The sequence below is a fragment of the Acinetobacter tianfuensis genome (genome assembly GCF_003611465.1).
Classification (GTDB): domain Bacteria; phylum Pseudomonadota; class Gammaproteobacteria; order Pseudomonadales; family Moraxellaceae; genus Acinetobacter; species Acinetobacter tianfuensis.
On the sequence record NZ_RAXV01000002.1, the window covers coordinates 163,135 to 183,604 of the forward strand.

A 20,470-nucleotide genomic window follows, 5' to 3' on the forward strand; every position below is an offset into this window, starting at 1 on the left:
TAAATCAATTTAATAAATTTACCTCTTAATATATTTAGCTCCATCTAAATGAATAAGCCCATTTAAAGATCAAAATTCATTTTCATAACTCTTACATCGGGCTTAAAACTCCAGCTGCTTTAAACTGGTGATTTATCTGCTTTGCAAATAAAAGATCGGCAGATCCCCATCAGATTTAACAACAGCTTGCGCCCCAAGCCAACTCAAGCGAAAATACATAAAATTTTTCAAGCAGTTTAAGTAATGTCTCAACCCTTAGATGTCCTTGGCGGTATCACTGCCGAGCAATTCCTTGCCGAATATTGGCAAAAGAAACCTCTCCTTGTCCGTAATGCGCTTCCTGAAATTGCAGGCCTTTTAGAGCCAAGCGATGTGATGGAGCTGGCATTGGATGAAAATGTCACAGCACGCCTGATCAAGCAAAAAGACAAAGATCCGAATCAATGGTCTGTTAAGTCTTCTCCTTTACTAAAAGCTGACTTTCAGAAAATGCCAAAGCTTTGGACTTTACTTGTTCAAGCAACTGACCATTATTCATTTGACTTAGCAGAACTTTGGAAAAAGTTTCCATTCATTCCGCAGTGGCGCCGTGATGACATTATGGTGTCATATGCACCGAAAGGCGGCTCTGTAGGCAAACACTTCGACTTTTACGATGTATTCCTTGTACAAGGTTATGGACAGCGCCGCTGGCAGCTGGGCCAAATGTGCAATGAAGATACCGAATTTGCTGCGGGCCAGCCCTTAAAACTGCTGCCGGAAATTGATGTTCATTTTGATGAAGTGCTTGAACCGGGTGATTTGCTGTACGTACCGCCAGGTTTGGCGCATTACGGCGTTGCTGAAAATGACTGCCTGACCTTCTCTTTCGGTTTCCGTATGCCAAATGTCAGCGACATGGTTGACCGTGTCGGCGACAAAATCTCTGAAAATCAAAACCTGCAAAATCCGCTTCTGGATATCATTCGTGACCAAATCAGCCCAGTTGGACAAATCACTCTAAACGAGCTGGACTATCTGAAAGAAAAGCTGCTTGAGCAAATTCAAAACTCAACCGTGCTTGAAGATGCCATCATGAGCCTGATGTCTGAACCGAAATATCCTGAAAATATTCCAGAAGCAGAAGAGATTGGTACAGGAGACTTAGCAGATGCCTTAGAACAAGGTTATCAGCTGATGATGGAGCCAGCTTCCCGCTTACTGTATACAGAACAGGAAAATGAAATTTTATTCTGGGCAAATGGCGAAGGAATTTGTATTGCAGACGCTTCAGCGCCAATTCTTAAACGTCTAGCAGACGGCCAAGCTGTTTTACTGGACGAAAACTTAGCAGATGAAGACATTCTGGAAGATATCGCGCAGCTGCTGAACGAATCCATTATTATGCTTGTCCCGCTGCATAACGATGAAGAATAATACATATTTTTTCATAACAGCTTAATCTGCTGCTGAAACTAACAGTGGAGAAACTTAAATTTCTCCACTGTTTATAGTTGAATTTTCCGCACTAAATACCACTTTCATGCATGTTCGTCCTGCTTCAGATTGTATATTAAACTCTCCGCCCATGCGCTCCGCGCGCATTTTCATACTGCGCATGCCAATACTCATCCCATTTTGATAAACACATTGCACATCAAACCCAATGCCATTATCTTCCACCGTTAACTCCAGCTGTGTATCGGACAAAAACTGCATTCTAATTAAAACCTTATCAGCCTGACTGTGTTTAACCACATTAATGAGGCTTTCTTCCAAAATGCGTATTAGCGTCAAACATTGCAATGCATTAGGCACAAAGATCCACTGTGCCGGCAGCTGCCATTGCCCTCGAATATCCATTTCATCCAGCAAAGAATTAAAACGGTAACGAACAGGCGCCACCCATAACACTGGAGATTCAGGCACTCGATTATTTTCAGCAGAACCGCTATCAATAATTTGCCTTAAATCATCCCGTAATAATTTCAGCATCGATAAAAATTGCTGATTTGGAATAGGATGCGCACATTGGTCGACCATAATCATCGATCTGACAATTGATGCGCCCAGCCCATCGTGCAAATCATGTGAAAGTTTCATACGCTCATGTAAACGCGCATTGCTTAATTCTAACTGATGTTTATCATGCAAACTGGCGCTTAAATCTTCACTGACCTGATGAACTTTCTGTGCCAAATGTTCATTAAATTTCTCAACCTTTCGAATATTTCGGTTTAAGCGCGCGCCCAATATGACCACAATAAAAACCGTCACAATAGGTGATGTGTACGGTGTCAAAGGCGGCAATTCAGACCCGCCCCAAATCGTATAGGAAAATATGTCAAATAAGCCGAAAAACACGATTGCAGACATACATAGCGCAAGAAAAATAAAATCGATGCGTTTTGATTTATATGCTTTTATGCATAAATAAATATACGTCACCGTAAATAAAAGAGTGTAGAAAAATACTATGATATTAAATACGGGCTGAATATTTTTAAGCGTTGCAAAAATATTCGCTAAAAGTAAAATGAATGAAATAAATAATACTGCTTTTTCAGTTTTTGGCTTTTTTTCTCCAATGAATCGCAGCAAGTACAAACAGAAAGCTAAAAAATATAATATGAAAAAAATCATATTAACTTTTGATGCCACAATTAAGTTGGGAAACGGCGCTGTTTCAATTCTTAAGACATTTGAAATAAATCCCATCCACATTAGTGAACTGAGAGCAAACCAGCCAAAGCTCGGCTCCTCACGGCGAAATAGCCAAATAATTAAACAAATAATTCCTAAGGTGCCGGACAAGATTAAGTTAATTTGAAAAAGGGTTCTATTTTCCCACCTTTTTTTTGTCACGAATGCGGCATTATTCTCGACATTATTAAACGCAATTTGACCTAAGCCCGCTTTTAAATTGCCATAGCCGACTACATATACCATGATGACGTTTTCATCTGGTTTTAAACCTGTTTTTGGTAAGATCCAATGACGTACTATATTCCAGCCAGTCGATAATGGCTCAATTAAATTTCGATCTTTCCAAAGTAAATCACCATTTAAATATATAGCTCCAGCTGAGTTGATATAACCTAATGACAGTGCAATCGGTTCATTCAAATGTGTGCCTTGCCTGCAGCCCCACCCCCATGTCAGCCGATACCATGCACCGCCGTTATAATTTTTCCAGTCAGGCTGCTTTTCCCAAATATCAGGTAAAGGGCCAATACGTTTCCAACCTGAACTGGGAATATTTTCAAGCGATTTGGTTTTTACTTTTTCAACAGTATGTATTGTTGCCTGACAGGTTGAATTAATTGGAAATATTTCTTCTGCACATGCAATATTCCACATAAAGCACAGCAGCAGACACAAATATTTCCAGATGCGCATCTTATAAAATTCCTAAAGAGCGTGCCGTACTGACTGCTTTAGTACGTTTACTGACCGAAAGTTTACGGTATATATGCTTAATATGACTTTCTACAGTATAGCGTGAGACAAAAAGCTGCTCCGCAATTTCACGGTTGCTCAGCCCTTGCGCAACTAAATTTAAGATTTCCTTTTCACGGCTAGTTAAAACCGTTTGTTCTATATCTGCTGCCGGCTCTATTTCAGATTCAGGAACATTTTGCGGCTGCTCTAATTCAACTGCCGATATTTGTTTTAAAATTTCACGGGCAATAAAAGGATCAATGGGTGCGCCGCCGCGTAAAATACTGCGGATAGATAATAATACCTCTGAATCATCCCGTTCTTTAAGCACATAGCCTGTTGCGCCAGCCTTGATCGCAGCAAATAAGCTTTCTTGCGTACTCCATGCAGAAATAACTAAAATCATCGCACTGCTTTCAATAGCGCGTAATTTCTCAATAATCTCCAGCCCGCTGCCGTCAGGCAAACCTAAATCAACTAAAGCTAAAGAAATCGGCTGTTCTTCAATAATTTTAAAGGACTCTTTTACACTCTTTGCAAAGAGCAATACTTCTGGGCAATAACCTAAATCAGTTAAAATCTGGCGAAGTCTAAGCTGAATAATTTCTTCATCTTCAACCACCAGCACGGGGACTGGCAAAACGGGTTCGATGGCCTTCATATCAATCCTTCCCAAAAAATTTTCCTAAGATAATCAATTTTATAATGCCAGCATATCCCTAGAAATAAGTAATTTACCTTGTTATTTTTTATATACTTACATTTATGCTGCTTTTTTATTCACAGCATAAACATGATGAGCCTTTAAAAAATACGGCAGCTTTTACTCATACAGATTTTGACGCTCTGTTAAGCCGCGTATTGTTTTCTTAAATATTTAATAATCTCAGCAGATTCAAACAAAGCTTTGCCCGTATTGGGGTCAACCAAATAAGGCACTTGAATATTATCACCCATAACTTTAAGCACCTGCTCGCGCTTACCGCCCGGCAATGGTGAATATTTTCCTGGCTTTAAACGTAAAACTGCTAGGCCTTGATCTTGCCAGCGTTCTTTTGCAACATTATGGAACTTAAATGGCAGTTCGAGCTCGGTCAATTCTGCCCGGACAATCCGGGTATAAGGGCTTGCTTCAAAACCCCACAGTTCCAATAAATGTTCAGGCGCTGGACGCTCTAAAATTTTTTTATTTACCCATACACCGCGCGCACCGTTTGCTAAAGTCCCAGCAAATGCCAGCGCTGGAATTTTTGGATAATGTGAATATTTTTTAGGTGTTTTACCGCTATTTCCGTAATGCTTAAATAAATGATGGATAATATCTTGTGACTCATACAGCTGTGTGCCTGTATTTTCATCAACTAAAAATGGAAACTGTCGCCGCCCGCCAATTTTCTTCATTTCATTGCGGTAACGCTGTCCGCCTTTTGGACATGGATAAACCTCGTAATCCAAATTCAGTGTTGTCATAACTTCACGTACACGGCGGCAAAATGGAGAGCCTTCAAACTCATACAATTTCAGCGCTTTTTCTGGCTGTTTTGGATGAGCAGTACCATTTGTACCGCGCCCGCCTTCCAGCGCGCCAGAAACTAAAGCTTGTACGACTTTGATTTGATGCATGATCATAGATGGATCCTTCAATTATTTTTTTGTTTTACTGCTTTTATTTTTAAATATCAGCCCACTGATCATGGGCTGATACTGTGTCTAACTGTTAAAGGCTGACTAAGGATTCTCTTGCAATCACAATTCCATTATTATCGGCATAGATATAATCGCCTGATTGAATCACTGCACCGCCAAAATTGAGCTGAACATCTGTTTCACCCGCGCCTTTACGGTTGCTCTTTTGCGGGATAGAGGCCAAGGCATGTACGCCTAAATCCAGCTCTGCAATTGCATCTACATCACGCACACAGCCATAAATGACCACACCATTCCAGTGGTTTTTCACCGCAGACTCAGCAATCAAATCACCCATCAGCGCACAGCGCATTGAAGCGCCCCCATCGACAACAAGAACTTTACCTGTGCCGTCAGTAGCCAACAGCTCTTTGACACGAGAATTATCTTCAAAGCACTTGACTGTAACAGCCTGTCCGCCAAAGCTCTTGCGCGCGCCATAGCTTTTAAAGAACTTCCCATCCATTGACGGCGTCACAACTTGAAGTTCTTTGTCTGGGTTATCATCCAGTAAATCACAGGTTACAAATGGTGCTGTAGACACAATGCTTTCCCTCATCTAGTTTTTTGTATGCGTAAATTATCATAAATATGAAATCTTTCAGTCTGAACATGCGCAGCCTCGACCATAGTATGAGCCACTTGCTCTGCTGTCACTGGCTTATATTTAAAAGTATCTGGCACTAAATGCGAAAAACGGCGGTACAGCCGCTGTGCAGCATCTTCCGCTTTGCGCTGCTCCTCACGGACGCCCAGCAGCAGCGAGGGCTGTATAATTGATGTCCGAGCCAAATTCAAACTTTTGACATAATATTCAAGTTCGCCCTTCACCCTGTTATAGAAAAAAGGGGATGCCGTATTTGCCCCCATCGCGCTAAGTAAAATAAAATGTATCGGCGCGGTTTCCAGCAACTCTGCAAAATGAGCATTAATTACAAAGTCTGTATTATAAAACTGCTCTTTACTGCCCGCCTTTTTCATTGTTGTGCCCAAACAGCTGAATGCATGCGTATAGCCGCTGACATCTTCATGATTCATTATAGTGAAGTCATCCAGCACAAATTGCTGCACTTTAGCCGTTCGATCCAGTTCTGGATCACGCTTGCGTACTACAGCAGTAATGTTTCTGCAGTCACTGGCCTGACTAAGCTGCTGGATTAATTTTCTGCCAACTAAACCAGTTGCGCCAATTACAATTGCATTATCGATTGAATTACTCATTTTTTATACAATATCCTTTCTATACCGCTAATCTAACGTTTTCCTCGGCATTTTTCTTCATCTAAAATGTTGTCAAAGCATGTCAAGACTTGACTTAAGCGCTCACATTAATCACAATATGGCACTTGTTTACGGGCTGGTGATAGTTCTTCTGATGTTGGTTTTCAGATGGAATTTCAGCCCGCCCAGACCAATCTATTTCAAGGAGTGCACGAGTGGCAAACTCTGCTCAAGCAAAAAAACGTGCTCGTCAAAACGTTAAAGCACGCAAACACAACGCTAGCTTACGTTCTATGGTTCGTACTTATCTTAAACGTACAGTAGCTGCTATTGCTGCTGGCGACTATGCTGCGGCTACTGAAGCGTACAAAACTGCTGTACCAGTAATCGACCGTATGGCTGACAAAGGCATCATCCATAAAAACAAAGCTGCTCGTCACAAGAGCCGTTTAAATGCACAAGTTAAAGCATTAGCTAACTAATTTGCTGCAAAATAAAAAAAGCCCTTTCAGGGCTTTTTTTATAGCTTTTTTAAGCATATAAAATCAATAACTTTTAAATACAATAAGCACAATAAACATAGCAGTTATTCATCATCTAAACATTAAATCATTCAATTTTATAAACTTAAAATTAAACCGCTGCAGCATTCACACAAAATCACCCCAGAAATCCCATCTGGCATTTTTCATGAAATGCACACGGTGCATCATTTTATAATTCAAGATTTTTAAGATTTCGCTTATTGCAGAAAACAATGTATCTACAATAAGCAATTGAATTACGTTTACTTAGTAAGTAGCTTCAAATTATGCGGCTTCAAATATACCAAAATTAAGCTTGGATTCGCAGTCAAATTTGTCCATTTTTGATTGGCATTATTATTACCGCACCCATAGCGGATCAGTATTTGACGGTTATTCACCAAATGTCCTGTATTCAAATCCATACATTGTCCATCTTGGCGGATAGTTCCAGTACCAGGATGCATTGCCCAAACTTGCGTATTCAAATTTGTACTGCATTTACTCATGATGACCTTACTGCCTGAACCGCCCGTACTTGTCAGACACTGATCAATCGCATCTTTATTATGAATACGGCCTAAGCCATCATATATCCACTGTTCTGTACCATCTGCCTTACAGCCAGATGCGCCGCTGATATAAAGATCATATTCACCATTGCCTAATGGCATACCTTTCAAGCAATTGCTGCCATTTTTGATCAGCGAAACATTTTTTAGCGCATTGTCTTCCGCCAAGCCCAAAGAGGTCTTAAATTTATCAAGCGCCTCTATTGCTTCGGGCTTTTGTGTTTCCAAGTCTTTAGCATATACATTCATCCAACGGTTTAATCGGTACACTTTAGACTGTTGATCTTCAAAACGGCGCAACTCGGCTTGCGCAGCTCCAGACAGCTCATGAGCAAAAGTCTTGTACGATTCATATAATGCAAACTCAGACGGCGATAACGCAATCACAGGATTGCCAGCCTGACTGAGCAGGGCTTGCTCGAGCACAGGAAGTTCAATCTTGCGTAAAGCGCTATAACCCGCTTCACGGCCAATTTTCACGGCTGGCTTAATCTCGTCTGTATATACAGGAATATCAATTGTAGATAGCAGCTTCTCAGCTTCATTGGCTTTTTTACAATACAAATCTACTTTCCGAGGATGATCGGCCAGTGATAAATTAACATGCAGCTTATTTGCATTGCCTTCTGATTTATCTGTTATCAAAAGCCTTTGCGGTGCAAGTGCAATATTTGTCGATTTACTAGAATATTGTACATTTAACCAGCAGGATGCTTGTCCAATTGATGTATTCGCGCTTGGCAAGTCATAGACATTGCCCCAATTTGAACGGGCTGCCGGGTACAATAAGCCCACTTGATTCACAGGATCATAACCGCCAAGAATGGTAAGAACGGGCTGACCAAAAATACGCGGGCGCAGATAGTTTTGACCTGCCTGATACCATACTGGCGAAGTTGAATTAGGCATGACTGGCTGCGCGACTTCCATCTGACGCGTATCTTTATTCCATTTTTTATAGCCTGTTGGAGATGTTTCATCCCAAACATAGCGGTCATAATGCGGCTGAATTCTTAAGAATGTACTGTAGCCTGTATAATGCGTATAACGGGAAATATTACTGTCTGTATAACCGCCGGACATAGCGTCCTTACCATAAGGAAAAATGCCCTTGAAGTTTGGAATACCATTAGCGCCATCCCACTTCCACGCTGCCGTCCAAGATAAGTTGCCGCGCATTTTATTACGGTAGCCAATATAGCCCCATCCGCTGTCTGCATGATGTGCTGCCCAGAATAAATTATCACCCTCCTGACCAGGATAATGACCCAAACCGTAATGGTGGCCAATTTCATGACTAAACTCATTACCGACAGAGTCATACAGGGTCAGCATGCCATTACCGCCGCTTAAGCCGTGGCCTTGTTCACCATTCGTATATTTACCCTTGGCATGGTGCACAATAACAGTCTGGGTTATCTGCGGCTGGTTTTGATTTGCCATGGAGGCACTGGTCACACCCCAATTCGCTAAATTAATACCAACACTAAACGTCGATTTCGCTGTATCTCCGCGCATATCTCCAGAATAAGCACCACCCTCTGTACTGCTTGTACTGCTGTAAATCGTGCCGCTTGACACCATAACACGCGGTAAGAAAACGTCATCGTACTTGGCAACAACCATTTGGGCAGCAGGGATAGTCTGGAAATAATCTGCCCCAGCCTTTTCAGGCTCTAACAGCATATAATGTCCATTTGAAGCAGGCGCAGACGTCAACATTCCTATACGGATGTTATTCAGCACCAATTCACCCGGAGAGGCAAAATCAATTTTGCTTTCCGCCAACTCACCTTGTCTGTTTTCTGAATCGATGAATTTAATATGTAAGCCCGGCTGAACTTCATTCCAACCCAGTTTGGCTGACCATGCCCGCTTGCTGTAAACAACAGATGGACGATTTTGAATAATATTTTGATCTGAAGCTGGAATATCTTCTGGCGGTGACAAATCCACGGTTCTTAATAAAGCGCCATTACGATAAATTTCAGCTTTTAGATTCTTTACAGATTGCAGCGTTTTTACAGGAGTGACTAATAACAGCGCCTCACGCTCAGCAGTCAGCCTAGGCATTTGCTTTGCTTCATTGCCATTCGGGTCAACCACATGCCCCTGTCCGAACTGCACCATTCCCTGAAAACTCCCTTCTAAATCAGGGCGAATTTCACGTTCTTTATCTTCCGCGTTAAAGTCATAAAAGCCAATACTTGCCGTATCAGCAACATCTTTCTCAGGTTCGGGATAGCGTTCAGCACTTCCCCCTGAATCTGACGAATCCCCGCTGCCGCCCGATGAAGCACCATCGCCCGAACCGCCACCGCCGCCGCATGCACTGAGCATCAGCGCCAAAATATAAACACTCAGCTTGCTAGACGTAAAATCAATCACACTTTTCATAATCCCCTCGAACCACCAAGCATTTTCACACCAAAACGTGATTTAAAATTAACTTTTAAAATCAATATCTTACTTATAAATATATAATATAAAAATTCAATACTAATTACAAATAACGTGATTTGTCACAAAAAGACAATTTTCAAAAATAATCCATAAAAACGATAATTAATTATAAAAATTGCGCGACTAAAGTCTTCTTTTTCAGTCACAACACTACATAGCGCAATATTATTTATGCCGATACAGTGTCGAAAAAAGTCATCATTTTTTTGGCGCTGCTCTTTATTTTTATAAAAACTTAGCAAGTTATTTCGGACAGGCTTCAATTCTTCTGATTTTTATAAATTCACACAAAATACCCATAAAAAAAATATGGTATTCTCTATTGAGAACTGAGAAATATTGAAAATAAAACAGGTGCATCTGATGATTAATAACTTCCTGCCAACACTTAAAAAATTTCAGTCTGCTGAACAGCAATATATTGAATATTTCACCGCAAAAGGCGAAAAAGATATTTTGGGCAAAGTCATCTCAAATATGAAAGGCACTGCCGAAATACAAGCATCTCAAGGTGTCGATGCATGGCTAGGTTATGGTATATATCTACCGGCTGTGGAACGTATTTTTGCACTGCATCAAGGTGAAAGTGAAACACAATTTTACCAACGTACCGCATATCCGAAAGATGTTGTTACAGCTTACACCATCACTGGACATGAAATCGCAACACTCATAGCGGCAGACAAATACAGCCGCATTCACCAGCAAAGCGTCAGTGTGAACACCGCTCAATGGCCTCTCAATGATCAAGGCCGGGAGATTAATTTAAATGATTTTCCAAACCGTTTAAAAGCAAACCTTTAACAATAAAAAAAAGCCCAAAGCTAAGCTCACTTTGGGCTTTTTCTGATCTGATTCAGTTTTATTTAGTCCACGGGCTGATGCATATAAAAGTCTGCAATAACCAGCTCATGCAGCTCACCGCGCCAAATCCACTTCAGCTTCGAATCTTTAAAAACCTCACCCTCAAACCAGACAAACAAGCCTTCCATCATTTTCGGCCATTCTTCTCGGGTAATACCGTGTTTACCTGAAATAACCGCTAAAATTGCGGCTAAAATTGTGTCATGGCTCACAGCCAAGCTCAGACCAGCCTGACTCGTCGGATGCGTTTGATAAATCAGCTCCAGCACATCAACCACACCGCCAATTGGGTGCTTCATCCCCGGCAGCGCATTATTAACAAAGCTGTTAATAAAACCGAGAGCGCCTTGTTTCTTAAAATATGGCCCAGCTTGCTTAATATCTAAAACAAAACTGCCCGGCTCTACCAATAAGCCCTGCTCAATAATTTCAATATGATGCGTATTGGGGCTTTGCACTTTAGCATCTGCCCCCTGAATCATTAAGGCTGCCGTATCTACGCAGCGCTGAATTGGACTGGAAATACAGTGTTCAATTACTCGGTCTGTATTTGAGATGAGATACTCACCCCAAGCTTCTGCCAGATCACGGCCCTGATTGGTCAGCTGCAGGTCATAACCCGCCAGCCCCTGTCCTGTCACCACCTCACGTATAGAATGGCGCGTAAACAAAGTCACTGGTGTTTTTGCATCAGGGAGCAAATCCAGCGCTTTGAACATACTGGGAGGAAGCAGATCTAGAGCCATATCAAATCAAACAAAAAACTGTGCGCTTACTATAGCACGAACAGCTTGGAGCTCAATGACACTAAAGCATTAACTCTAGCGCCTGCAACGCCAGTTTTTTCATATGCTTATTTTTATACGCAATAAAACCGCCGTTTAGCAGACTATCCCTTTGATTATAAACAAAGGGCCGCCCTTTAAAATCAATTAAACCGCCGCCTATGCGCTCAATCAGGCATTGCCCCGCACTGGTGTCCCATTCACACGTTGGATGAAAGCGCGGATAAATATCGACACGGTCCTCCAGCATCATACAGAACTTGTAGGCACTTCCAGCCTTAAACACCGTATACTCAGTCAAGTTAGCCAAAGACTGCAGATATTCATCATATTGCGGCTTGCTTTGCGCACTCTGGCTTAAACCGACGTGAACAGCCGCGGTGTCCTGCGGGCAATATTCAAACCATTGTCCAGACGCAATATCCAGTTTTAAGGGGATGCCTTGCTCAGGACAAATATACATCGTGTATTCACCCGGCACAGCCAATATCGCAAAAACCGTTTCTGCATTAACAACCTTGCTCAGATTAATCGTAAACTCCGGGCGCTTATGCAGAAATTCTTTTGTACCGTCTAAAGGATCCAGCAGCCAAAATGCCTTCCAGTCTTTGCGCTGCGTCTGATCGCCTTCTTCCGAAAGCAAAGGTAAATTTGAAATCTGTGAAAGCGCTGCAGTGATATAAGCATTGGCACGATAGTCTGCCTGCGTAACAGGTGAATTATCCTCTTTTCTTTCCACATCAAAATCTGCACCTGCACAATAGCGCTGATATTCTTCTCGCAAAATTTCACACGCCTGTGTCACAATGGGTACCAGTTGCCCAATGAGCTGATCTTGCGGCGGCATTGCTGTTTTAAACATAGAAAGCCTTATATATGCCAAATTATTCAGAAAAGCCGACCATCATTTTTGATATGGACGGAACTTTACTCGATCTTGCTTATGATGATTTCATCTGGAATGAGCTGTTGCCTATCCGCTATGCAGAGCATCATAACTGCAGTTTAGAGCAAAGCACGCAAACATTGTTTAATTTTTACCAACAGCATAATCATACCCTAAAATGGTACTCATCACGCTTTTGGACATCACAAGTCGGCGTTGATGTATTGCAAATGCAAATTGAGCAAAAGCATAAAGTTGCTAAACGCAACGGCTGTATCGAGCTGCTGGCTTATTTAAAAGATAATGGCTATCCAATATGGCTGGCAACCAATGCAGATGCTGCAGGCTTGGAGTTTAAACTGCTCGAGACTGGCATTGCAGACTATTTTGATGTCATTGTCAGCAGTGAAACCTTAGGCCATGCAAAAGAATTCGATGAGTTTTGGCAAGAATTAAATGCATTACACCCATTTAAGCCTGAATATTGCTATTTTATTGATGATACAGAAAAAGTGCTGCAAGGCGCTCAGCGCTGCGGTATTGCCAATTTATACAGCATTGCTCAGCCTTCTTCTGCAAAAGCGCCGCGTGATACATGCAAATATCCTATGCTGCACGCATTAACAGATCTTATTTCTATTTTGGAAGAAGCTGAGGAAATCAAAAAATATGCGTAAATCGAATCTAGCCGAAGATGCGGTTGGAATGCGTATAGACAAATGGCTCTGGGCTGCGCGTTTTTTTAAAACCCGTTCAATTGCTAAAAATGCCATTGAAGGCGGTAAAGTGCATCATAATGGCGAACGTGTAAAAGTATCACGTGAAGTCCGTATCGGTATGGAATTAACCATTGCACAAGGTATTGAAAAAAAATCGGTGATTATCAAGGCACTCTCTGATGTTCGCGGCCCAGCACCCGTTGCTCAGCTGCTGTACGAAGAAACTGAGGTCAGTATTGCGCGAAGGGAATTGATTGCATCACAAAGAAAGTTGCATAATCTAGCGCGGCCAGATCATCGGCCAAGTAAAAAGGACCGCCGAGATATTGGCAAATTTAAAAGAGAAAATGACCAGCAGTTTGACCAGCATTGGTCTTATTATGATGATGAGTCATAAGCGTCATGATATGTCGTGCATATCAGAATTGCTGTAGTTTATAAGGCATATTTCTGCCACTATACTCATGTGGAAAGTTTTAAAGTGAATACATCCACTTGAGTATATTGTTTAGTGACATCGTATTGAGGTTGTAAGATGGATGATAATAAAAGCAAGGCGCTGAATGCTGCCTTAAGCCAAATTGAAAAGCAATTTGGTAAAAATACAGTGATGCGCTTAGGCGAAAATACTGTACAGGCGGTTGAAGCTGTATCAACTGGCTCATTAACACTGGATATTGCGCTAGGTATTGGCGGCTTGCCGAAAGGCCGTATTATCGAGATTTATGGTCCAGAATCATCTGGTAAAACCACAATGACACTGCAAGCTATTGCGGAATGTCAAAAAGCTGGCGGCACGTGCGCGTTTATTGATGCTGAGCATGCGCTAGATCCTCAATATGCCCGTAAACTTGGCGTAGATATTGATAATTTGCTGGTATCTCAGCCAGACCACGGTGAACAGGCGCTTGAAATTGCCGACATGCTTGTTCGTTCAGGCGCAATTGATTTAATCGTAGTCGACTCTGTTGCGGCGCTTACTCCTCGCGCTGAAATTGAAGGCGAAATGGGCGACTCGCACATGGGCTTGCAAGCCCGCTTAATGAGCCAAGCGCTGCGTAAAATCACAGGTAATGCGAAACGCTCAAACTGTATGGTGATCTTCATTAACCAGATCCGTATGAAGATTGGCGTGATGTTCGGCAGCCCAGAAACCACAACTGGCGGTAATGCACTAAAATTCTACGCATCAGTTCGCTTAGACATCCGCCGCATTGGCCAAGTTAAAGAAGGCGATGAAATCATTGGTTCAGAAACAAAAGTCAAAGTTGTAAAAAACAAAATGGCACCTCCATTCCGTGAAGCACTGTTCCAAATTCTTTACGGCAAAGGCGTAAACCACCTTGGTGAACTCATTGACCTTGCTGTACAGCAGGAAATTGTCAACAAAGCAGGCGCTTGGTACTCATACCAAGGCGACAAGATTGGCCAAGGTAAAAACAACACCATCCGTCATCTTGAAGAGCACCCAGAACTTGCTCAAACCATTGAAAAACTAATCCGCGAACAGCTGCTGACTACAAGCAATGCAGCTCCTGCGGAAGATAATGAAGAAGAGCCAGATTTCTTAGATGTTTAACAGCAAAGAAATTTCAGGTTAAACTGTTAAACGCCCTGCGGGGCGTTTTTCTTTTATAAGCATAGAGAAGATGACTGATTCAAAATTTCCCAAACTTCTAGATTATGAAGCACTGAAGAAGCAATTTGGTGAAGACGGACCCACTGCGCCGCATAGCAGCGCCCCCACTGCTTATCATGCTCAGCGAGAGCACATTTTATCTAATGACGATGATGCGCTGAGTTTTGATGCGCCGCCAGCTCAGGCTGAAAAGAAACCCGGCCTTACAGGCTCGCGTTTGCGTTCTTATGCATTTGCTGTACTCACCCGTAAAGAATATGCCAAAGCCGAACTGATCGAAAAACTGTCCTTATATGCAGAATCACGCGATGAAGTTTTAAAATTGGTTGACGAACTAGCACGTAAGAATTATCAAAGTGATCAGCGCGTTGCAGACACCCTTCTATCAAGCCAAAAACGCAAAGGCAAAGGGCCAAATCAAATTAAAATGAAGCTCAAAAGCAAAAAACTGGATACAGCATTAATTGCGGATGAGCTGAAAGAAACTGATTGGGTTCAGCAGGCTTATGAGCTTAAAGTCAAAAAATATGGTACAGAGGTCAGCAAAGACCCTAAAATAAAAGCCAAGCAGATTCGCTTTTTAATGTACCGCGGCTTTGAAATGGACGCGATTATCAAAGCCATATCACGCAAACCCAATGAGGATTAATAGCCATTGGTTGGTGTCCAAGCAATGCCTAAATTGCCTTTATAAGTCTGAATCTGATATTCATCGCCAATTTGCTTAGAATTAAAATGTGATGAAGGCACATCAATATTTCGAAGCACAGTACCCGATTCCGTTTTTAAGTCAAAGTAATGCCTAGATGGACCTCGACGGCTCGATGAATAATCTTTATTTATAATTATATAGCTGCTGCTATGCACAACCCGCTGCTCTCCAAACACATTCAAAAAGCAGATAAAGCTCATGGAGTAAAAGAACATCAAGCTAAAGCTCAGAAACAGCAGCCCAAACAGCTGAGTCACGGTTGTTTCCGCTCTGAACATATTGGCCGTTATACATAGTAAAATAAATAGCAGACAGCTAAAAGCCAGCACAATCATCAGATAGCGCGCTATATCTTGATGATCAATCACTTTATAAAGCAGCAATAGCCCAGATAACATCATAATAATCCAAACACTGTAGAGCGCATTTGGCAATTCAGTCTGCCCAAAGTGAATACGGATTAAACTGCTGTTCGAATAACTTAAATAGAAATAAACAAATACACTTAAATAAAACATCAATTCAATATAAGGCGAAAAATGAAAAAAGCTCAGAATGAATAATCCAGCGACTACAATATCAATGGCTTTTTTAATCCGTTTTGCCTTGCTAATATAGCGCTGTTTTTCAGCCTCAGTCAGCTCGCCTGCCTGAGCAAAAAATGCCTGATCATGCTTATTGCCCAATATTCGATCCAAATCCTGAGAGTTTTCCTGCCTCATCAAACACATCTCATTAAAATACTGAAGTAAACGCAGTATCGTTATCCGTTCGCCATTTTGAGCTTCAATGGTCAGATGATATCTTAAACGGCAACACTAAATACCCCGGTACTTAATAATTTTGGTTTTCAAAAATAACACTGGCTTAGATGATCTGCATGAATGACAATTTTAGAAACAAAAAACTCAATCAATAACGCCAAATAAAGCACAGATACCAAACATGAAGCGGCGGCGGCTATCACAATCCCCCAAACTGGCTGCTGCGCTGTAATCAAAGAAACATTTAAGAATCATAACCAAGGAAAGAGCAATAAAACAAAGAAAAACCATAAGCTACTTCTTGAACGTTTTATTTACGCGGAATAAGCCAGCACCCGACCTTCATAAACATTATAAGCAAAATGTATTTTTATGCTTAATGTTATTCTTTATGTACAGTTAAAGCATAGCAAGATTGAAGCGTCTAAGAGTATGATTTTTAAAATACAATAGAAAAATCATATCGCTATATGACTGATAGTGACATAAATGATATATGAGAGCTATGAAATAAAGATAAAAGAAGATAAATTATTTTAATAATATGGTGGCAGCCCTACCAGCAAAGCTTCGGCACATCATAGGTCTACTACCGTTGCTACCTTCCGGTCCTGGCGGGGTTCGTAGATTACAATTGCGAAGTAACCAGCAGGGCTACCATTACAAAAACAGAGTATAGAGAATTTTCTTAAACTTTCAAGCCTAAACAGCCATATTCACCCGCTGTTTGATTCATTTGATTATTTATAAAGCAAAATACTGATTTTAAATCATATCTTTCCTCCACATTTGCACAAAAACTTTACTTATAAAAACAACAACCATGAAAAATCGTATTGCATTTGCCAGTATTGCCGTTTTTAATGTGTCTATTGAAATTTAACATGATGCTGGATGTCTCCGCTTAAACCAGCACAAATAATACGGAAATTTTATGATGCTAAAAAAACATGCGCTCGGCACACTGCTTATCTGCTGCTCCGCACCCGTTTTTGCCAATATTCCCATTGAATCACGTGGTTTAAGCCAAGGCAGCAATACGGTCTATGCTGTCAACAATACACAAGCTGCAATCTCTATAGGCAGCGAACAGCCTGTCACGACCAATCTGAATTGGCAGCTGATGCAAAAAAATCAGCAGCTGGAAAATGATATTCGAGCGCTGCGCGGCAAAATTGAAGAGCATGACAATGAAATTGAAAAACTCAAAAATGAGCTGAATAACCGCTACGCAGACCTAGATCAGCGTCTTGAAGCGCTTCTGCAAAAAATAGAACCCGCTGAGGGTACTGCTGCAGAGGAGGATAACCAACAAGGTAGTGTACCCAGCAACTCAGCAAACACCAGCATCGTAACAACTGCGCCGCCTGTACCGCCCAAAAGCAATACAGCAGCAAATAAACAACCAGCAGCAGCCAATACCGCTGCTGTGCCTGCCCGCTCAGAAGAGCTGGACAAAGCCGCATATACAGTAGCTTTAGATGCTTATAAACAAGGCGGTGCTAAAAAAGCCATTGCGCCAATGCAAAACTTCATTAAAAACAATCCAAACAGCGTATATATCAGTAATGCACACTTTTGGCTTGCTGAGTTTTATGTAGCAATCGAGCCATCCAATTTTAGTGAAGCAAAAAAAAATTACAGCATCGTCGTGAAACAGTATCCCAACTCTTCACGTGCATCACGCGCACTTTATCAGCTGCATAATATTGCTAAAGATGTAGATCACAATACTGCCCTAGCAAATCAATACAAACAGCAGCTGTTAAAAAATTATCCAAAATCAGAAGAAGCCGGCTATTTGAAATAAGCAGGAACTTAAATAAAAAAAACCGCCAATATGGCGGTTTTTTTTAAGCTGCGGATTAACGTACAATACCGCGCTTTGATTGTTCTAACGAATCTAGCAGCAGCTGCGCTTCAGCAACTTCAGGCAAGATCTCATTACGAATTTTATCTACCGCCTCTTGTGTGGTTAAACCTGATTTATAAATCAGTTTAAATGCTTCCCGCAGACCTTGAATAACATTCTTCGACCAGCCCTTGCGGCGCATGCCTTCAATATTCATAGCAAATGCATGTGCAGGATTTCCAGACACCATCACATATGCAGGAACATCTTTCACAATCAGAGACGCCCCGCCAATCATACTGTAAGAATCAATTCTGCAGAATTGGTGAATACCTGAGTTTCCGCCAACAATAACAAAGTCACCCACCGATACATGACCAGCAACGCCCACATTATTTGCAAAAATATTATGATTGCCAACGATACAGTCATGCGCAATGTGCGTGTTTACCATCAAAAGGTTATGGCTGCCGACTTTTGTCAAGCCTTGATCTTGAACAGTCCCGCGATGCAAACTGCAATGTTCGCGGATTTGGTTATGATCGCCAATTTCAAGCCACGTTTCTTCACCCTTGTATTTCAAGTCCTGACAGACTTCACCTACACTGGCAAACTGAAAAATCTCATTGTGCTCGCCAATACGGGTAAAACCGCCAACAACCACATGAGAGTGCAGTTTAGTCCCTGCACCAATTGTTACATTTGGACCAATAATACAATAAGGGCCAATCTGCACATCTGGAGCAATTACTGCAGATGAGTCAACAATAGAGGTTGGGTGAATAAATTCGTTATTGCTCATGCTTGCTCTATTTTCTGATGCGAAACCATTATTTCCGCGGTTGCTGCGACTACGCCATCCACCGTAGCAATACAATTATATTTGTAAATGCCGCGCTTTTGCATGACGAGTTCAGATTTTAACACTAATTGATCGCCAGCAACGACAGGTTTTTTAAAGCGAACCTTCTCCGCCCCAGCAAATAAGAATAAATTTCCAGCAGTTGGCTTTTTATTGTTCATTACAAAACCTAGAATACCAGAAACTTGCGCCATAGCTTCAACAATCAGCACACCTGGCATAATTGGAAATTCTGGGAAATGGCCTTGTAAAAACTCTTCATTAATTGAAACGTTTTTATAACCGACAATCGCATTTTCAGTAATATCAGTCACACGATCAACCAATAAAAATGGGTAACGGTGCGGAAGATATTCACGAATAGTTTGAATATTCATTGGCAATTCAGGTTTAGTGAATGCAGGTGTATTCGACTCAGTCATCATAATTATTTACGCAATTTAAAAGTTGATTCAAGTGACTCAATTTGAGCCTGCATATGATCAAGTCTTTTTAACATTTGGGTCAATGGCGCATCTGCTAATTGTTTAAAGCGCACAGCTGCGCGTTTCCAATGCAGGCTTTCCAGCATAGGCGTGCCAGAAGAATAGCTCCCAGCTTCAGAAATACTTTTTGTGACCATTGACATACCGGTAACCGTTACATTATCGGCGATATTAATGTGACCCACCACACCTACTGCACCCGCAAAGATACAGTTTTTGCCAATTGTGGTACTGCCCGCAACACCGCATTTGGCTGCCATCGCTGTATTGGCGCCAACTTTAACATTGTGGGCAATTTGCACAAGGTTATCAAGAATGACGCCATCTTCAATAATCGTGTCATCCAATGCACCGCGGTCAATACTGCAGTTTGAGCCAATACGCACATCATTTCCAATAAGCACAGAACCCAACTGTGCAATTCGATGCCACTTGCCTTTGTATGGCGCAAAGCCAAATCCTTCACCGCCAATCACCGTATTGGCATGAATACGCACACGGTTACCTAATTTACAATGCCCTGTCAGCACAACATGCGAGTCAATAAAGCACTGCTTGCCAATTTCAACACCATCATCAATATGGCAATGCGATTGAATAACCGTTTCATCACCCACCACACAATGTTCACCAATGACAGCATAATGGCCAATATAAGCGGTGTCCGAAATAATGGCAGAAGCGTGAATTTGAGCCGTTGCTTCTATTCCTTGAGCTGTATGTTTCTTTTCAAAGACATGCGTCAGAATAGCGAAGGCTAAGTATGGATTTTCGACAACAATAAAATTTTGCTGTGAAGTGATATGAGCCCTCAGCTCTTCGGTCACAATCAATGCGCCAGCTTTTGACTGATTTGCCTGATCAAGATATTTATCTGCATTTACAAATGCCAGCTTATGAGCATCCGCTTGTGTCAAACTTGCCAGACCGTCAAGCTGCATTTCTGTCTGGCCGACAGCCTTACCCTGTACGAAGCTGGCGAGCTGCTCAAGGCTGAATTTCTGAAGATTCATTGA

20 protein-coding genes and 1 other RNA gene are annotated in these 20,470 nt (G+C 41.6%); 8 read left to right on the forward strand and 13 right to left on the reverse strand.

What is annotated here, in order from left to right; translation table 11 throughout:
• Positions 1 to 243 precede the first annotated feature (243 nt).
• Positions 244 to 1,416: a ribosomal protein uL16 3-hydroxylase gene (locus D7V32_RS02215; protein ID WP_120401290.1), complete on the forward strand. Its 1,173-nt coding sequence runs from the start codon at positions 244 to 246 to the stop codon at positions 1,414 to 1,416.
• Positions 1,417 to 1,470: 54 nt separating this feature from the next.
• On the opposite strand, the gene D7V32_RS02220 is transcribed toward D7V32_RS02215, so the two are convergent.
• The 5 genes from D7V32_RS02220 to D7V32_RS02240 all read right to left on the reverse strand — a co-directional run bounded on the left by D7V32_RS02220 (position 1,471) and on the right by D7V32_RS02240 (position 6,327).
• Entirely contained in the window at positions 1,471 to 3,378 is a 1,908-nt protein-coding gene (locus D7V32_RS02220; protein ID WP_120401291.1) for a sensor histidine kinase, read from the reverse strand.
• A 1-nt stretch (position 3,379) separates the two neighbouring features.
• The gene (locus tag D7V32_RS02225) at positions 3,380 to 4,081 is read right to left on the reverse strand and encodes a response regulator transcription factor (RefSeq protein ID WP_120401292.1); all 702 of its coding nucleotides are present in this window, start codon (positions 4,079 to 4,081) and stop codon (positions 3,380 to 3,382) included.
• 188 nt (positions 4,082 to 4,269) lie between these two features.
• The gene (locus tag D7V32_RS02230; protein ID WP_120401293.1) at positions 4,270 to 5,049 is read right to left on the reverse strand and encodes a glutathione S-transferase N-terminal domain-containing protein; all 780 of its coding nucleotides are present in this window, start codon (positions 5,047 to 5,049) and stop codon (positions 4,270 to 4,272) included.
• A gap of 88 nt (positions 5,050 to 5,137) precedes the next feature.
• Positions 5,138 to 5,650: a ribonuclease E activity regulator RraA gene (rraA, locus tag D7V32_RS02235; protein ID WP_120401338.1), complete on the reverse strand. Its 513-nt coding sequence runs from the start codon at positions 5,648 to 5,650 to the stop codon at positions 5,138 to 5,140.
• 11 nt (positions 5,651 to 5,661) lie between these two features.
• On the reverse strand, positions 5,662 to 6,327 hold the full coding sequence (locus D7V32_RS02240) for an NAD(P)H-binding protein (protein ID WP_120401294.1): 666 nt from the start codon (positions 6,325 to 6,327) through the stop codon (positions 5,662 to 5,664).
• Positions 6,328 to 6,542: 215 nt separating this feature from the next.
• Here D7V32_RS02240 and rpsT point away from each other — a divergent pair, with 215 nt between their 5' ends.
• Complete coding sequence (gene rpsT / locus D7V32_RS02245) at positions 6,543 to 6,809, forward strand: 30S ribosomal protein S20 (protein ID WP_039622003.1); 267 nt, start codon at positions 6,543 to 6,545, stop codon at positions 6,807 to 6,809.
• Positions 6,810 to 7,114: 305 nt separating this feature from the next.
• Here the strand turns inward: rpsT and D7V32_RS02250 are convergent, their stop codons facing one another.
• Complete coding sequence (locus tag D7V32_RS02250) at positions 7,115 to 9,820, reverse strand: M66 family metalloprotease (protein WP_120401295.1); 2,706 nt, start codon at positions 9,818 to 9,820, stop codon at positions 7,115 to 7,117.
• A gap of 429 nt (positions 9,821 to 10,249) precedes the next feature.
• Here D7V32_RS02250 and D7V32_RS02260 point away from each other — a divergent pair, with 429 nt between their 5' ends.
• Positions 10,250 to 10,690: a hypothetical protein gene (locus D7V32_RS02260; protein ID WP_120401297.1), complete on the forward strand. Its 441-nt coding sequence runs from the start codon at positions 10,250 to 10,252 to the stop codon at positions 10,688 to 10,690.
• A gap of 62 nt (positions 10,691 to 10,752) precedes the next feature.
• Here D7V32_RS02260 and D7V32_RS02265 read toward each other — a convergent pair whose 3' ends face one another.
• Both D7V32_RS02265 and D7V32_RS02270 read right to left on the reverse strand, forming a co-directional pair.
• On the reverse strand, positions 10,753 to 11,496 hold the full coding sequence (locus tag D7V32_RS02265) for a histidine phosphatase family protein (RefSeq protein WP_120401298.1): 744 nt from the start codon (positions 11,494 to 11,496) through the stop codon (positions 10,753 to 10,755).
• A 61-nt stretch (positions 11,497 to 11,557) separates the two neighbouring features.
• The gene (locus D7V32_RS02270) at positions 11,558 to 12,397 is read right to left on the reverse strand and encodes a 3'(2'),5'-bisphosphate nucleotidase CysQ family protein (protein ID WP_120401299.1); all 840 of its coding nucleotides are present in this window, start codon (positions 12,395 to 12,397) and stop codon (positions 11,558 to 11,560) included.
• A gap of 14 nt (positions 12,398 to 12,411) precedes the next feature.
• Between D7V32_RS02270 and D7V32_RS02275 the strand changes: the two genes are divergently transcribed.
• The 4 genes from D7V32_RS02275 to D7V32_RS02290 all read left to right on the forward strand — a co-directional run bounded on the left by D7V32_RS02275 (position 12,412) and on the right by D7V32_RS02290 (position 15,428).
• Complete coding sequence (locus D7V32_RS02275) at positions 12,412 to 13,098, forward strand: HAD-IA family hydrolase (RefSeq protein WP_120401300.1); 687 nt, start codon at positions 12,412 to 12,414, stop codon at positions 13,096 to 13,098.
• Entirely contained in the window at positions 13,091 to 13,537 is a 447-nt protein-coding gene (locus D7V32_RS02280) for an RNA-binding S4 domain-containing protein (RefSeq protein WP_120401301.1), read from the forward strand. The genes D7V32_RS02275 and D7V32_RS02280 overlap by 8 nt, the downstream gene beginning before the upstream one ends.
• Positions 13,538 to 13,675: 138 nt before the next feature.
• Complete coding sequence (recA, locus tag D7V32_RS02285) at positions 13,676 to 14,719, forward strand: recombinase RecA (RefSeq protein WP_120401302.1); 1,044 nt, start codon at positions 13,676 to 13,678, stop codon at positions 14,717 to 14,719.
• Between the two features lie 70 nt (positions 14,720 to 14,789).
• A complete protein-coding gene (locus D7V32_RS02290) occupies positions 14,790 to 15,428 on the forward strand; it encodes a regulatory protein RecX (protein ID WP_120401303.1) in 639 nt (212 codons plus the stop codon).
• On the opposite strand, the gene D7V32_RS02295 is transcribed toward D7V32_RS02290, so the two are convergent.
• Positions 15,425 to 16,213, reverse strand: coding sequence for a hypothetical protein (locus D7V32_RS02295; RefSeq protein ID WP_147394206.1), 789 nt, complete (start codon positions 16,211 to 16,213; stop codon positions 15,425 to 15,427). The genes D7V32_RS02290 and D7V32_RS02295 overlap by 4 nt on opposite strands.
• 596 nt (positions 16,214 to 16,809) lie before the next feature.
• Positions 16,810 to 16,906, reverse strand: an RNA gene (gene ffs, locus D7V32_RS02300) — signal recognition particle sRNA small type.
• Between the two features lie 283 nt (positions 16,907 to 17,189).
• Between ffs and D7V32_RS02305 the strand changes: the two genes are divergently transcribed.
• Complete coding sequence (locus D7V32_RS02305) at positions 17,190 to 18,065, forward strand: YbgF trimerization domain-containing protein (protein WP_120401305.1); 876 nt, start codon at positions 17,190 to 17,192, stop codon at positions 18,063 to 18,065.
• Positions 18,066 to 18,120: 55 nt separating this feature from the next.
• On the opposite strand, the gene lpxA is transcribed toward D7V32_RS02305, so the two are convergent.
• From lpxA to lpxD, 3 genes are read right to left on the reverse strand one after another with little or no spacing between them, the layout of a single operon-like run.
• Complete coding sequence (gene lpxA / locus D7V32_RS02310; RefSeq protein ID WP_120401306.1) at positions 18,121 to 18,909, reverse strand: acyl-ACP--UDP-N-acetylglucosamine O-acyltransferase; 789 nt, start codon at positions 18,907 to 18,909, stop codon at positions 18,121 to 18,123.
• The gene (fabZ, locus tag D7V32_RS02315; protein WP_120401339.1) at positions 18,906 to 19,391 is read right to left on the reverse strand and encodes a 3-hydroxyacyl-ACP dehydratase FabZ; all 486 of its coding nucleotides are present in this window, start codon (positions 19,389 to 19,391) and stop codon (positions 18,906 to 18,908) included. Before fabZ ends, lpxA begins: the two co-directional genes overlap by 4 nt.
• 5 nt (positions 19,392 to 19,396) lie before the next feature.
• Complete coding sequence (gene lpxD, locus D7V32_RS02320) at positions 19,397 to 20,467, reverse strand: UDP-3-O-(3-hydroxymyristoyl)glucosamine N-acyltransferase (RefSeq protein ID WP_120401307.1); 1,071 nt, start codon at positions 20,465 to 20,467, stop codon at positions 19,397 to 19,399.
• Positions 20,468 to 20,470 lie beyond the last annotated feature (3 nt).